Below are 14,123 nucleotides of genomic sequence, written 5' to 3'. Positions count from 1 at the left end.
GTGCGGGACGCGCTGTGCCGGCTGGTCGCCGCACCCGAGGGTGCCAGCCGCTGGGTGCGACTACCCGATCGGGTCGTCGTGGACAGCGTGCTCGCGGGTGGGCGAGGCGGCGCCGACGTCTTCGAGATCACCGCCTACTGGGACAAGGGACACTGGCGCTATGTCGCCAAGCTCGGCCCCGCCAAGAAGCTGGCGCGGGAGTGGGATGCCTACAACGAGCACTTCGGCGGAAAGTCAAACGCCCTGTGCGCGCCGGTCGAACTGGCCACGCCCGCGGTGCTCGATGAGACCAGGCGCATCCGCGGCCAACGGGAACTGATCGTATACGGGCACGTCGCGTCCTTCTCCGGCACCCCTCGCCAATCCCTCATGACTCTCGAAGACCTGGCCCGCCAGGACCACCAGGACACCATCGACCGGCTGGTCGGCGTCATCGGCCGGTTCGGCCAAACAGCGGCCTCCGTGCTGTACAGCGGCGCCAAACCGCACCTCGGGCCGGACTCGTTACGCCGCCAAGCCGAAACGCTCGGCTGCGTGCTCACCTTGGAACCCGACGACGGCGACGGCCCTTACGTCGACTCCGACTCTCTGCTGGCCGCCTGCCTGTCCCTTCCCCCCGAGAGCGAGCTCGGCCGCCTCCGCCTCCCCCTGACCTTGACCCCCGGCCAGGACGGCCACCGGGGCGAGTACTACGGGCTCAAGATCAGGGTGACAGCGGCCGGTGCGCCGGTTCCGGACAACGTCACAGAGGTCTCCGGCAGGGTGCGCGAGACCTTCGCCGGCGCCGGCTGGTCGTTGATGTCCGGGCTGTGCCGGGACCTGCGACGTGAAGGGGCACTCCTCTTCTGGGGCATCGAGCAGACCTTCCTGCCGTTCGGCTGTCTTCTCGACATCCTCACTCGAGAAGAGCAGGATCGGGCTGTCTCGCTGGTCCACGGCGACCTCAACCCTCGCAACATCGTGGTTTGCGGCGACCGGCCCTTCCTGATCGACTTCGACAAGACCGCCGCCGAACAGCCGCTGCTGAGCGACTACGCCTGGCTGGAAACAGGACTGCTCCGCGACGTGCTGGCCGGTCGGCACGGCTTCGGTCAGATGCTTTCACTGCAGCGGCTGCTCGCTCTGGCCAGCCGCGCCCTGGAGGCGTCCGCGTCCCCGAGCCGCGAACAACGCGCTGCCGCCGTCGAAGCGGCCATCGTCAAGGTCATCCAGGAGACCGCCCCTGATCTGGAGACATCGTTTCGCCTGCTGTGGGCCGTCCGCGTTCAGAGCTGTCACGTCTACCCGTCCCAGGCGGGGCCCACCTGGTGGCGCGAATACTTCGCACAGCTCGTGATCGCTGTGAACCGCACCTTCAAGTGGGGCGAACGCGGACACACCGCCGAGGGGATGAGCGCCATCATCGCGGCCGGCGGGGCAGCGTCGGAGATGTGGCGGGGCGAGCACGTCTTCGGCAGGTGGCAGACCTCCGTACTGGTAGCAGCTGCCCAGGCACTGATTCCGATTCTGGACAGCCAGAGCCGGGACACCGTCACGATCGCGGCCGAACTGGTGACCGAACTGGACCGTCGGGGCGTTCCCGACGCCCGGGTCGAACAGATGCTGGCCAACCTGCGTGAAGCTCTGGTCAGGGGTGTTCTGAAGGACCAACCGGCGCACCCGGCATCCCCCCGACCTCGGGGCGACTACGTACCGCTGACCGCATACCCCGAGGGGGGCCATCCACCGGGACAGGACGCCCGGCTGCTCCTCAACCAGGACAGACACGTCATCCTCCTCGGCGAGGCCCTCGCGGGAAAAACCACCGTGCTCGAGGAAATGCGCCTGCACCCGATACCCCCTGATGTCGAGGATGGTCAACCACTTGTTCCTGCGTATTTCCCCCTGGCGGTGAACGCCGCCGCCCTGTCGTCGGTCCGGAGTCCGGCCGGCCTGCGTGCCGCCTGGACGGCTTGTGGACTGCCCGCGGACTGGGTGCGGGAGGTTCCCGCGCTGCTGGCCATCGGGGCGGTCCGCATTCTCGTCGATCACCTGGACCATCTCGACGCCGGCGAGCGGGAAAAGGCCGTCGAATGGCTCAGTGACCTGGCCGTCAACGACGGACGCCGCAGCTCCGTCATCATCGCCTGCCGCACCGGAGCCCACGCCCCCACTTCAGGTACCGGGCCGTTCCGCGTCCACATCTTGGCTGCGCCCTCTCCCGCCCTCATCCGTCCCTACGTACAGCAGGCGCTGGCTTCCCACGGCGACGTCGGCCGATCAATGATCGATCGGCTTGTTCACGAGCATGCGGACGACGGCGAGGAGATCTCCCCATGGCCTTCCCCGGCTCTGTGGTCTCCCGCGGTGCTTCCACTGATCCACATCCTCGCGGAGGAACCCGACGCCGACCTCTCGGTCAGCGCGTCACTGAACCGGTACGTCAGCAGGCTTTTCGAAAAACCGGGAATCGACACTCAGCTCAGAGAACGTGCCCTGTCCGCCATCGCCTGTGAACTGACTCGCAGGCGATCGGAGCACCTTCCCCTCAAGGCTCTCCCCGCTGTCCTCGCCCAGCTCACCCGCGCCGCCGATGAGATCGACGCCCCGGACGTGATCGACGACTTGGTCGCATGTGGTCTGCTCACACGCCGAACGGCCTCCGTGACCTTCGTCTCCTCCCTGGTTCAGGACTACTTCTCCGCTCGTGCGCTCGCTCGCGTCAGCCACCCGCGACTGCTCGACGCGGTGAGGGACTTTCGCTGGCACGTGCCGATCCTTTTGCTGCTGAACACTCTCGACGGGGACGACCCCACCGTCTCCGCGCTGATCACCGAAGCCGAGCAGCATGATGTGGGCCTGGCCGTGGAGTTCCTGCGCGCCGCCCGCACCCCCGCCCGTGCCCTGCTGCCGCAACTGCGTGCCCACATCCGCGACTACATTGCACGGCCGGACCTAGGGCAGGAGCAGCGCGTTCGCGCCGCGTCCGCGCTGGCGAACCTCGGGGGACGAGCGACCCGGGAGTTGTTGAGCTCGATGGTGACCAGCTCATCGACACCGGCCTCAGCTCGGGTAGCCGCTTTGCAGGGGTTGGAACGGATGATTCGCCGCGCGCCCGAACCAGCTTCGGCGCGCGTCGACACGACACTCCGCCAGGCGGTCCGCGCCGTGCTGACCACCGACACCCCGGCACAGGTCCGCGATGCCGCACTGGACCTGGCCGGGCGAGCAGGCCTGCATCACCTGCTGCCCCGGATCACCGAACTCATCGACCCAGCCCACCCCTGGCCGACGACCGACGCGGCGATGACCGCCCTGCGCGCCCTCCGAGCCGACTCCACCACCGCTGTCCAACTGCGGTGGACAGCCTCATGCGCTGGCCGGCTCCTCGACATCGACGATGAGATCGCCGGCGCGGTGAAACATGACGAGCAGGTCCGGCTGACCGGCGAACGCCGGCGCCTGCTGGCCGAACTGGCTTGCGCGCCGTACCACGACCTCCTGCTCCGGTACCGTTTCCGGTTCGATCTCGCTGACGACGTCGCCGCGATCCTGGACGACCTGGAGACAGGCTCCCCCCACGAGGTCACGTCTGCCTGGGCCGCGCTCACCCAGCCGGAAACAGTGGCGCATCTGACGAACCTGATCGACGGGGAAGACGAGCCGGCAGCGGCGGCAGCCGCCCATCGCCTGCTTCCCACGCGGGCGACTTCCATCGTGATGGACACCACCCCCGAGAGCTCACCCACCAGGTTGCTCATCACCGCGGCGGCCATCGCCGACCTCGACGCCGTCAACGCCTCCAGAGCGCTGGATCACAGCGAACAGGTCATCACCACGCTGGCCGCAAACGCCGACAGCGCCCGGCTCGAACCGTTGGCAGCTCTGGTGACCGGCGTGTTCTCCCTCGACCGCGCGCGCGGGGTGAGGTTAGCTCTGCAGACCGCCCGAGCTCTGGAAGTCCGTGGCGTCGCCGGACGGCAGGCCTGGCCGTGGTCCATGGCCTTCGCACGAACCAGAGGTACCGTCACCGACCTGCTGTCCCTGCTGGCCGGCGACGACCAGGCGGCCGAGCTGGCGATCTTCGGCCTGGCCAGCCTCGGATTCCTCGTCGATGGACGGCCGGGCCCCGATGTGCGGCTCGACGAGCGTGGCACCGCCAGATTCCTCGCTGCCCGGCCAGAGCCCTCCGGCCGGCAAGCGTGGCGGTATGTGATGGCAGCCGCAGCCGTCGGCGCCACCGAGTCACTCCACTACGCCTGCGACCTCGCCGTGGAACTGAGCGACGAGCCGACCACAGCGATCATCAGCACGAGCGGATACGGGCATCTGGAGGAGGCCGACCTGGCCGGTGTGCTCGCCGCCGTCGGCTACCTGGGAAGAATCTCGGCACTAGGAGGCGACCGAGTCAATGCCGACAGGGTCAAAACCATGCTCCTCACCTTTCCGGTCGCCCAATTCCATCCCAGTGTGGCCGTCGGTCGACTGACGGGCCTGGCTTACCTGGGCGAGTGGAGGCAGGTGCTGGGGGGATGCGACCTCGATGACCCACGGCTCGGGCAGATCGTCACCAACGCCGTCCAGATATGGCGGAACAACACACCCACCGACAGCGAGACAGACGTGGCCCAGTCGATCGCCGCCCGGCTCCAGGCCGCGCCCCTTCCCGACACCGTCCGGATGGCGCTGTCACAGCTCCGGCGCGACGCCGAACACAAGGCCGAACTCTTCACCGAGCCGCCGCACGAGTGACCCGGTTTCCCGCCCGCTCCGCAGCCAATCCGTGACCGGTCCGGCGATGAATAAGGCAGGTAAGGACAAAATCGCCCCGCTGGCGGTTTTCCACCACAACCTTCCACCGACCCGAATCACCATGCCAAGCTGACAGTACGTGCGTTGTGCAGGCAGCCCGAGAAGCGGAGCCCGAATGGTCAGTGGCATCGTCTCCAGCCTCCTCGCCAGCGCTCTCATCGCCATCGGGGCGCTGGTATGGCGCAACCGGGATATCCTCCCGGCGTGGTCGACGGCGCTGCGTCCGACAGCAAAGGTCAGGGTCTCGATGAGCGCATTGCTGCGCATCAGCCGAGACGACCGCTATGTACTCTTCCACACCCCCTATACGCCTGGTTCCTACGGACCCCCGGGCGGGGTATTCAAATTTCACCCTGAGGCGATGTCCACCCTCGACCGCCTCTCCTTCCGCGCCGATCGCCCCTCGGCGAACGCAAACACGACCTCATCAGACTTGCGAGGCTTCCTGCCCTCCCGAGCCCTGGCATCGTTCCTGCGGTGGTTCGGCACCAACGACGACCGCGAGTCCGTGACCGAATGCCTGCGAAGAGAACTTGCCGAGGAACTCACCGAAATCGGCCACCGCGAACTCGCCCCCGGCACTGAGGCCCTCACGTTCAAGCCCGTCCGCAAGGTCGTCGAACGTCCCCGTAAAATACCTGGAAAGGAATATTGGCAGCTCCGCGTGTTCGAGATACACGAGGCCGTCTCCTCCGACGAACGCGCCTGGCGCATACTGCAACACATCATGGCCCTGGCCCAAGATCCCGAAGAAAAAGGCGTGATCCTGGCAACCAGCCAAGACATCATCGACGGACGTCACCAGGAGTACCTCATCGGCCCGCAGTCAGCATTCCTGTTTGGCAAGCAGCGATACCGGCAGGACCTGCCTCCTCGCCGATGACAGACACCAACTTTCCGCAGCCGCCCCGCTCCTTGGCCGACCAAGGCATCGAAGCACGCGCAATGTACACCGCCACCGGAGACATCGAGCTGCTCCAGGAAGCCGTCGCGTTCTTCCGCTCCGCACTGGCCGCGCTGCCTGCCGACGATCACCTCCGGGCCGCCTACCTGTCCAACCTGGCCGTCGCCCTGTCCGACAGGTACGAGCGCACGGCTTCCGGACCAGACCTGGATGAGGCGGTCCAGATGGGCTGGGCGGCGTTGCGGAGCACTTCAGCCGATTCGCCGGACCGAATCACCTACCTGAGCAATCTGGGGGTGTTTCTATCCGACCGCTACGACCGGCGTGGAGATCTTCACGACCTGGACGCCGCACTCAACCTGCTCACCGAATCTTTGGACCACTCCGATCCCGGTTCCTCCAATACCGCTCGGACCTACTCCAATCTGTCGATGCTGCTGATCGACCGCTACGAGCGCACGCTCACTCCCTCGGCGCTGGATGCCGGCATTCAGGCAGCCGAGGCGGCAGTGACGAACGCTCCAGCCGGTGACCAGGAATTCCCCGGATACCTTAATAATCTGGGCAACGCCCGTCGCCTGAGATACGAGCACCTGGCCGTGGAGAGCATCCAGGCGAGTGACGAACCGGCGATCGAGATCACCGACCTGCTCCTGGCGATCGGCGCCTACGAACGCGCCGCCGAACTGTCGGAGAGCTCTCCCCTGCACCCCAAAATCCTCATGAATCTCGGCGTCGCGCTGCTGGACCGCTCAATTGTCTTGAAATCCGAGGACGACTACGCCCGGGCAACCGCCTGCCTGCGGGAGGCGGTCACGTCCACACCCGCAGACTCCCCCCACCTTCCCGGCAGACTCACGAATCTGGCCACCGCGCTGCGCTTCGGCCCCGACGACACTGAAGACACCGCCGAGGCGGTCGCTCTGTATCGCCGATGCTGTGAACTCGACCCGCACGCCTACGCGGAGGACATTTTGTCAGCCGCGCAGAACTGGGGTACATGGGCACTGGAGCGGCACACCTGGGCCGAAGCGAGCGAGGCCTTCTCCTTCGCCTGGCGAGCCGCTGAACAGCTCTACCGCCTGCAAGCGGGTCGCCTGAACAAACAGACGTGGCTGATGAGCTTCACCGAATTAGGGGCCCGCGCAGCATTGGCGGCGGCCAGAGAAGACAAGGAAGCCGACGCGGTACTTGCTCTCGAACGCGGACGAGCTCTTCTGCTCGCAGAGGCCCTGGACCGCGACCGCGCCGACCTGGACGGCCTCCTGACCCTCCAGCCGACACTGGCCCAAAGATACCTCCAGGCAGTCGCGCACGTGCACCGTATTGATTCGTTCTAATCGATTGCTTCTGGTTGATTTCTGCTGCCCGTGCGCACGACAGCGAACACCCCTGCCCTGAGCGGGGCGGAGCTGTCACCTCTGTGTGATCGAGGTCATGCCCCGGGACTGACTGACCTCGTTCGGCTTGGGCTTGAGCTGCACATGGCAGGGTGGACGACTCTGGACCGCGCTTCGATCCGACACGGAGGAGGTCGGCTCGAACGGCTTGCCGGACGCGGTGACGACCACGTCGCGCTCTCCTCTCCGTTCCTGCCCGGCCAGCCGGGGTCGCAGCCCGGGAGCCTGTCCGTCACGTCCGGCTGAGCGGGCTGCCCTGGTCGGCGGGGTTGCAGGTCCACTGGTGGATCGGGGCCCGCGGTGCCGTGGAGATCGTACTCACATCGGCGCACTGGCCGCTGTGCCGGGCCACGAGCGGTAGTAAATGGGAGTTGTTGCTCGCACCAGGTCACCTTCCGCAGCGTGAAATGCTGGTTCGTCGAGCCAGCGGCGCAGGCCCACTGGATGGCTGGTGCCCCGTCGGCAGTGAAGGCGCCGTTGACGTCGAGGAACTTGCCCAAATGCTGATTGACCGCGGTGAAGGTGTTGGCGACTCCGGTGACCGGGCGGAAGTTCCGCGGCTACTGGTCGCCGCCCTCACAGAAGAACTGCTGCCGGGTCCGTCGGCGGTGCTCAAGTTGGTGTCGTCCAGGCACTGCTGGGAGTGCTGGGCGGCGACGGACTGGAAGCCGCCGTCCGACGAAGGCAACAGGGTGACGGTGAAGGTGTCGTCGGCGTTGCCGTTCGGCGAATTGACCGTCGCGGCGTTCCAGAACAGGGTGATCACGGTGATCGGGTTTTGGATCACGCCGCCGCCGTTGTTGGGGATACGGTGGGCGACCACCCGCACCTGGTTGTACTGCACGATGTCGCTGGTGGTGTCGAGGCGTTGCAGGTTGACCGCGATGCTGCCGGTCGTGCAGCCGCCGACCAGGATCTTCACGGCACCGCCGACCCTGGTGGCGAACGCGTCGTACAACGCGCTGGGAGTGACGGAGACGGCCTGGCTCGTCTGTGAACTGTAGAACCATTGCCCTTCGGCAGGTGCCGGCCCGCGGCATTGCGGACGGGCAGGTTGTCGAGGTCGTTGTGCGGGTTTCCACCCCCGCCCGGTCGTCTCCCGCAGGCTGTCGGCGCCCAGCGGGGGACAACCGGGCTGGCCCGCCCCGGAAGCGGCCGCCCCCGCCATCAGGCCCGGTGCGGGCGTGAAGGCGGGGGCGGACCGGCGCCGGGGTCGCGTCACCCCATGGTCATCCGCGGGTCCACTTCTGGTTGGTGCCGCCGTGGCAGCTCCAGATGTGCACCTTGCTGCCGTTGGCGGTGCCGTAGCCGGACACGTCCAGGCACTTGCCGCTGCCGACCGCGGTGATGCTGTTGTCGGAGTTCAGGCGCCACTTCTGGTTGTTCTGGCCGTTGCAGTCCCAGATGATCACCGCGGAGCCGTCGGCGGTGCCCCCGCCGTTCACGTCCAGGCACTTGTTGCCGTACACCCGCAGCTCGCTCGAACCGGTCGTGGTCCACTGCTGGTTGGACCGGCCGTTGCAGTCCCAGATGTTCACCGCGGCGCCGTTGTTCTGCGAGGCGCCGGAGACGTCCAGGCAGCGGCCCGACGCCACGCCCCGCAACGCGCTCGTGTTGGCGGTCGGGGTCGGCGTCGGAGTGGGCGTGGGAGTGGGAGTCGGGGTCACGCCGCCCAGTTCCTTGATGCGGATGTTGCGGAACGACGCCACGTCGGGAGACCCGTGGTTCTGGATGCCGATGTAGCCCTGCTGCAGCGAGCGGACCGGGTCGGTGTTGGTGAAGTCGTTGATCTTCACGCCGTTCAGGAACACCTGCAGCCGCTCACCCTCCACCAGCAGCTCGTAGGTGTTCCACTGGCCCGGCGGGTTCAGCGCCGCGTCGCGTGCGGTGAGGTCCGCCGCCTTGAAGCCGTAGACCGCCCCGGTCGTCTTGTCCGCGCTGTCGGTCGCGTCGATCTGCACCTCGTGCCCGGTGTTGAGCGCCGTGCTCGGGTCACTGGTGGCCGGGAACCCGACGACCACCCCGGAGTTGGAGTCGCCGTTCAGCCTCCAGTCGAGCTTGAGCGAGTAGGAGCCGAACTCCTTGGCGTTGTACCAGAGCATGCCCATGCCGCCCTGGGAGCTCAGCGTGGCGGAGCTGTTGGTGAACGACCCCGGCCCGGCCTGCGTCCAGCCCGTCGTCGACCCGTTGTACAGCGTCGTGTAGCCGGTCTCCGGGCGGCAGTCGGCGTTGGTCGCCTTGGCCGCGTACCGGATGCCGCCCAGCAGCAGCGTGCGGAAGTTCGAGTCCGCGTACGACTCCTGGGTATGGCCCAGCCCGGTGTAGAACGAGCGGCCGGAGGACTGGGGGCGGCACCAGGTGATCGGGTGGTCGCCCATGCCGCCGCCGCTGTAGGTGCTCTCGTCCAGGTTCTGCAGGACCCGCACGTTCGGGCGGGGGTTGCTCCGGAAGCTGTACCACTCGTCGGTCCGCGTCCAGGTCGTCCCCAGGTGGGCGGTCGCGGCGTGCGCCCGGTTCTCGTTGCGCACCGTGGCCTGCTGGATCGCCGGGTGGCTGTTGAACCAGGCGCCCACCAGCTGCCCGTAGTACGGCCAGTTGTACTCGGTGTCGGCGGCCGAGTGCACGCCCACGTAACCGCCGCCGCCGTCCACGTACGACTGGAAGGCGGACTGCTGGCTGTCGTTCAGCACGTCGCCGGTGGTGTTGAGGAACACCACCGCCTTGTACCGGGAGAGGTTGGAGGTGTTGAAGACGCTGGAGTCCTCGGTGGCGGTGACGCCGAAGTCGTTGGCGGACCCCAGGTCGCGGATGGTCTGGATCCCGACGGAGATCGCGTCGTGCCGGAAACCGGCCGTCTTGGAGAAGACCAGCACCTCGAAGGCGGCGGCCTGGGCGGGGGCGGCGGGGATCACGGTCGTGGCGGCGGCGGCGGCGAGCGCCACCGCGGCGAGCGACAGGCGTCGCAGCACGGAGGCGCGCCCGGGCGCGGCGGGTGTCAGATGTCGAAGCATGGATGTCCTTCCGTCGTGGCGCCCGGCCCTTCCGGCGATGAGCCGGGCCGCGCCGGGCGCCACATCGATGACGTGCTCGTGGGGTGGCGGATCGCCTAGACGCGGGTCCACTTCTGGTTGTTGGCACCCAGGCAGGTCCAGATGTAGACCTTGGTGCCGTTGGCGGTGCCGTTGGCGGACACGTCCAGGCACTTGCCGCTGCCGATCGCGGTGATGGTGCCGTCGGAGTTGAAGCGCCACTTCTGGTTGTTCTGACCGTTGCAGTCCCAGATGAGCACCGCGGTGCCGTCGGCGGTCCCGGCCCCGCTCACGTCCAGGCACTTGTTGCCGTACACCCGCAGCTCGCCCGAGCTGTTGGAGGTCCACCGCTGGTTGGTGCCCCCGTTGCAGTCCCAGATGTTCACCGCCGCGCCGTTGGTCTGCGAGGCGCCGGAGACGTCCAGGCACCGGTTCGACGCCACTCCCCGCAACGCGCTCGTGTCACCCGAGGGCGTCGGCGTCGGGGTCGGCGTCGGTGACGTGCCGGTGTCGAAGGTGTAGGCGTCCAGGTCGAACAGGTAGCCCTGGCCGGTCGCGCCGCGGAAGACGAGGTACAGCGTCGTGGCGCCGCTCGGCGCGCCGCTCAGGCTCGCCGAGACGTTGGCGAAGGTCTCCCAGCTGCCGGTGCTCCCGACGTTGACCGTGCTCAGCAGCGTGCCCGTGGCCGAGCCCGCGCGGACCTCGATCCGGCCGCCCACACCCGCCGAGGACACCCGCGCGGTGAACCTGTTGGCGCTGCTCAGGTTGTACGGCGTGAAGGAGATCCAGTCGCCGTCGTCGACGAAGCCCACGGTCTTGCCGCCCTCGGCACTGGTGTGGTCGGCCGTCTGCACGCCCTGCTGGGCGCCGAAGTGCTCGGCCTGCCGGTGCCGCGGCTGCAGCGTCCGGCTGCTGGTGGAGGTGAGGCCGCCCGCGTCGGTGTAGGAGGCCACGAAGACGCCGAAGATGTTCGCCGCGGAATCGTGCTCACCGTCGACCGGCACCGCGATGGAGCCGCTGCAGCCGGTCCTGGAGGTGATCTGGTGGGCGTGGCTGTCATGGCCGAGCGAGTAGGTCACCGACACCTTGGAACAGTCGATCGTGCCGTCCTCCGGGTCGCTCACGGTGACCTGGAACGGCACCGTGTCGCCGAAGGAGAACAGCTGACCGCTGCCGGGGGTCGTGAGCGTGACGGACGGGGCGGTGTTGCCGACGGACACGGCGACGCTCGCGCCTCCGGTCAGCCCCTGCGGGTCCCGGACGGTGAGCGTGGCGGTGTACGAGCCGTTGGTGCTGTAGGTCTTGCTCGGGTTGGCGGAGGTGGAGGTGGTGCCGTCGCCGAAGTTCCACGAGTACGACAGCGCGCCGCCCTCGGGGTCGGAGCTGCCCGACGAGGAGAAGTTCACCGTCAGCGGGGCCGGTCCCGAGGTCTTGTCGGCCGAGGCCCTGGCGATCGGGTTGCGGTTGGCGGCCTGGCCGATGTACTCGATCCGGTAGAGCGCCTGGTTGTTGTTCCCGGTGCCGTAGTCCAGCACGTACAGCGCCCCGTCGGGGCCGAAGGCCATGTCCATCACCTGCGTGCCCGACCAGGGGAACGAGGAGATCTCGCCGTAGCCGCCGTCGGACTTCACCTCGATGGCCTTGATCCAGCGGCGACCGTACTCCCCGGCGAAGAACCGTCCGCTGAGCACCTGGGGGAACTTGACGCTGGAGCTTGAGTTCGCGTCGAACCGGTAGACCGGGCCGCCCATCGGCGACTCCGAGCCGCTGCCGAACTCCGGCGGCGAGCCGGAGTCACCGGCGTACCTGATCCACGCCGCCCTGGCCGGGGGCAGCGTGGTCAGGCCGGTGTTGCGGAAGGAGTTGTTGGTCGCGCCACCCGAGCAGTTGTACTTCGAGCCGGTGCTGTTGGAGGAGAAGTTCCATTCGTTGTAGGTCTCGGTGCTGGAGTTGCTGCCCGTGCAGTACGGCCAGCCGTAGTTGCCGGCACTGGTGACGCGGTTGAACTCCACCTGCCCGCTCGGCCCCCGGCTGGAGTTGGTCGACCCCGCGTCCGGCCCGTAGTCGCCCAGGTAGACGACGCCGGTCGCCTTGTCGACGCTCATCCGGAACGGGTTGCGGAAACCCATCCCGTAGATCTCCGGCCGCGTCCCCGACGTCCCCGGCGCGAACAGGTTGCCGCTGGGGATCGTGTAGGTGCCGTCCGCCTGCGGCTTGATCCGCAGGAGCTTGCCGCGCAGGTCGTTGGTGTTGCCGGCCGAGCGCTGGGCGTCGTACTGCGGGTTGCGGTTGGTCCGCTCGTCCAGCGGGGAGTAGCCGGCCGACTCGAAGGGGTTGGTGTCGTCGCCGGTGGTCAGGTACAGGTTGCCCTGGGCGTCGAAGTCGATGTCGCCGCCCGCGTGGCAGCACTGGCCCCGGTCGTTGGCGACCCGCAGGACCACCTTCTCGCTGGACGTGTTGAGCGTCTCGTCCGAGTTGAGGGTGAAGCGCGACAGGTAGAACTCGCCCTTCCACTGGTCGAACTGCGACTGGTTGCCGGTGGACGGGGCGTCGCCGGTCGGCGTGCTCAGCCGGGGTGAGTAGTACAGCCAGACGTACCGGTTCGTGGCGAAGCCCGGGTCGACCGCCACCCCCTGCAGGCCCTCCTCGTCGTGGGTGTAGACGTTGAGCCTGGCGGCCACCTTCGTGTTGCCGCCGGCGTCGGTCACGCGCAACGTGCCGTCGCGGGCCGTGTGGAGGACCGACCGGTTCGGCAGCACGGCCAGTGACATGGCCTCACCCAGTTCGTTGCCGCCCGACGCGAGCGGCACCTGCTGGTAGTCGGACGCCGGGATGTTCAGCGCGAGCGCCTGGTACGGCGCACCCGCACCGCCGGTGCCTGCGCCGGATGACGACGCGTGCAGGGTCGGGGTGGCCGCGAGGGTGGAGGTGACCGGGGCGACAAGCGTGATCGCCGCGGTCAGCGCCGCGGCGACGATGCCGGTCAGGACCGGTCTGCGCGCCATGGCGGGCGAGGATGGTTGCACAGGGGGTTCCTTCGGGGGTGGGGGGTGTGGGTCAGGTCACGCCCTCCTCCTCGGGCGGGCGACGCCCTCCCGAGGCGGAGGCCGTCGTCGAACGGGAAGGTGTACGACGGCGGCCGGCCACGGGGGCGGCAGGATCATGCCGCTCCGCGGCCCGTTGACTACTGCCGGCGGATCGGTGGAGGCGGTCTCCCGGCCGTCATGACGCCGGCGGGGACGGCCGTGCCGGAGCGGGACCGGCCTCGTCCGCGGAGCTCGTTCGATCGGTCACGTGCTTCTCCCAAGATGGCGCGCCTCACCGGTGGCGCCACGAAAGAAGGCATGGTGAAGCGAGGCCGTGGACGCCGACATGGCCGACCACGACGCGGAGGGCCGCGAGGCGCCTCCACATCCCGCTCATGTGATCCAGCCGCGGAGGTCCCGGAAGGAGTACCCCCGAGACCTCAGTACCAATTACGTTCCGACCGCTTATGCCCGTCAAGGCCTTAAGCCCACTTATTTCACAACAAGCACACCTAAGTTGTGACAACGGCCGGTCGTTTTCCACCTTCACCTGCGAAGATGTTTACAGCCTCGATTACCCGCGTCGATCGGCTTGCATGAAATGTTCAGATGTGTCGTACTGATCGGGCACCACCCGGCTCGCCGCGAAGCGACCTCGACCGGTCGCGCCCTGCCGGCGCCACGCGCGCCGGCACCATCCCCGGCGGCCACCGCGGGGAATCCGGCCATCGCCCCCTCTCCCGGACTCTCCGGCCAGTCGCCGGTCGCCGACCGCGACGCCGCAACGCCGTCCGAACCGGTTCGATCTCAGCGCGCCCAGACGGGCCGTGAGCAGAAGGGCGGGACACGTGAACGTTTCCTCCGCACCGGCTCCCGGCGAGGCGCGAGCGTCGCCGGTGGAGCCACAGGGAAGAGAATTCGGCAGGCAGTTGGGCCGGGACAAGTCTTGACAAGCGGTCCGACCGTCGTATGT

General features: G+C 68.0%; 7 protein-coding genes. 4 read left to right on the top strand and 3 right to left on the bottom strand.

Annotated features, from left to right (window positions below):
- Nucleotides 1–78: 78 nt before the first annotated feature.
- The 3 genes from AC5L38_RS02935 (at nt 79) to AC5L38_RS02925 (ending at nt 7,035) form a co-directional block, all read left to right on the top strand.
- Nucleotides 79–4,731, top strand: a complete 4,653-nt coding sequence (locus AC5L38_RS02935) for a hypothetical protein (RefSeq protein ID WP_495241171.1) — start codon at nt 79–81, stop codon at nt 4,729–4,731.
- Nucleotides 4,732–4,906: 175 nt separating this feature from the next.
- Nucleotides 4,907–5,674, top strand: coding sequence for an SMODS-associated NUDIX domain-containing protein (locus AC5L38_RS02930; protein ID WP_495241170.1), 768 nt, complete (start codon nt 4,907–4,909; stop codon nt 5,672–5,674).
- Nucleotides 5,671–7,035: a hypothetical protein gene (locus AC5L38_RS02925; protein ID WP_495241169.1), complete on the top strand. Its 1,365-nt coding sequence runs from the start codon at nt 5,671–5,673 to the stop codon at nt 7,033–7,035. Before AC5L38_RS02930 ends, AC5L38_RS02925 begins: the two co-directional genes overlap by 4 nt.
- 95 nt (nt 7,036–7,130) lie before the next feature.
- Here the strand turns inward: AC5L38_RS02925 and AC5L38_RS02920 are convergent, their stop codons facing one another.
- Nucleotides 7,131–7,595 carry an RICIN domain-containing protein gene (locus AC5L38_RS02920; RefSeq protein WP_495241168.1) on the bottom strand — a complete coding sequence of 155 codons (465 nt, stop codon included), beginning with the start codon at nt 7,593–7,595 and terminating at the stop codon, nt 7,131–7,133.
- Between AC5L38_RS02920 and AC5L38_RS02915 the strand changes: the two genes are divergently transcribed.
- Nucleotides 7,596–8,099 carry a hypothetical protein gene (locus AC5L38_RS02915; RefSeq protein WP_495241167.1) on the top strand — a complete coding sequence of 168 codons (504 nt, stop codon included), beginning with the start codon at nt 7,596–7,598 and terminating at the stop codon, nt 8,097–8,099.
- 225 nt (nt 8,100–8,324) lie between these two features.
- Here AC5L38_RS02915 and AC5L38_RS02910 read toward each other — a convergent pair whose 3' ends face one another.
- Together AC5L38_RS02910 and AC5L38_RS02905 are read right to left on the bottom strand one after the other, a co-directional pair.
- Nucleotides 8,325–10,106, bottom strand: a complete 1,782-nt coding sequence (locus AC5L38_RS02910; RefSeq protein WP_495241166.1) for a lectin — start codon at nt 10,104–10,106, stop codon at nt 8,325–8,327.
- A 95-nt stretch (nt 10,107–10,201) separates the two neighbouring features.
- Nucleotides 10,202–13,129, bottom strand: coding sequence for a lectin (locus AC5L38_RS02905; RefSeq protein ID WP_495241165.1), 2,928 nt, complete (start codon nt 13,127–13,129; stop codon nt 10,202–10,204).
- Between the last annotated feature and the right edge of the window lie 994 nt (nt 13,130–14,123).

This window comes from Streptosporangium nanhuense, assembly GCF_059358815.1.
The sequence above is the reverse complement of the archived record's forward strand: the minus strand, read 5'-3'. Positions and strand labels throughout refer to the sequence as shown.

What these genes read in the sequence shown, in the direction of transcription:
- AC5L38_RS02910 (WP_495241166.1), bottom strand. Translation starts at nt 10,106, where the DNA reads ATGCTTCGACATCTGACACCCGCCGCGCCCGGGCGCGCCTCCGTGCTG.
- AC5L38_RS02915 (WP_495241167.1), top strand. Translation starts at nt 7,596, where the DNA reads ATGCTGATTGACCGCGGTGAAGGTGTTGGCGACTCCGGTGACCGGGCG.
- AC5L38_RS02925 (WP_495241169.1), top strand. Translation starts at nt 5,671, where the DNA reads ATGACAGACACCAACTTTCCGCAGCCGCCCCGCTCCTTGGCCGACCAA.
- AC5L38_RS02930 (WP_495241170.1), top strand. Translation starts at nt 4,907, where the DNA reads ATGGTCAGTGGCATCGTCTCCAGCCTCCTCGCCAGCGCTCTCATCGCC.
- AC5L38_RS02905 (WP_495241165.1), bottom strand. Translation starts at nt 13,129, where the DNA reads ATGGCGCGCAGACCGGTCCTGACCGGCATCGTCGCCGCGGCGCTGACC.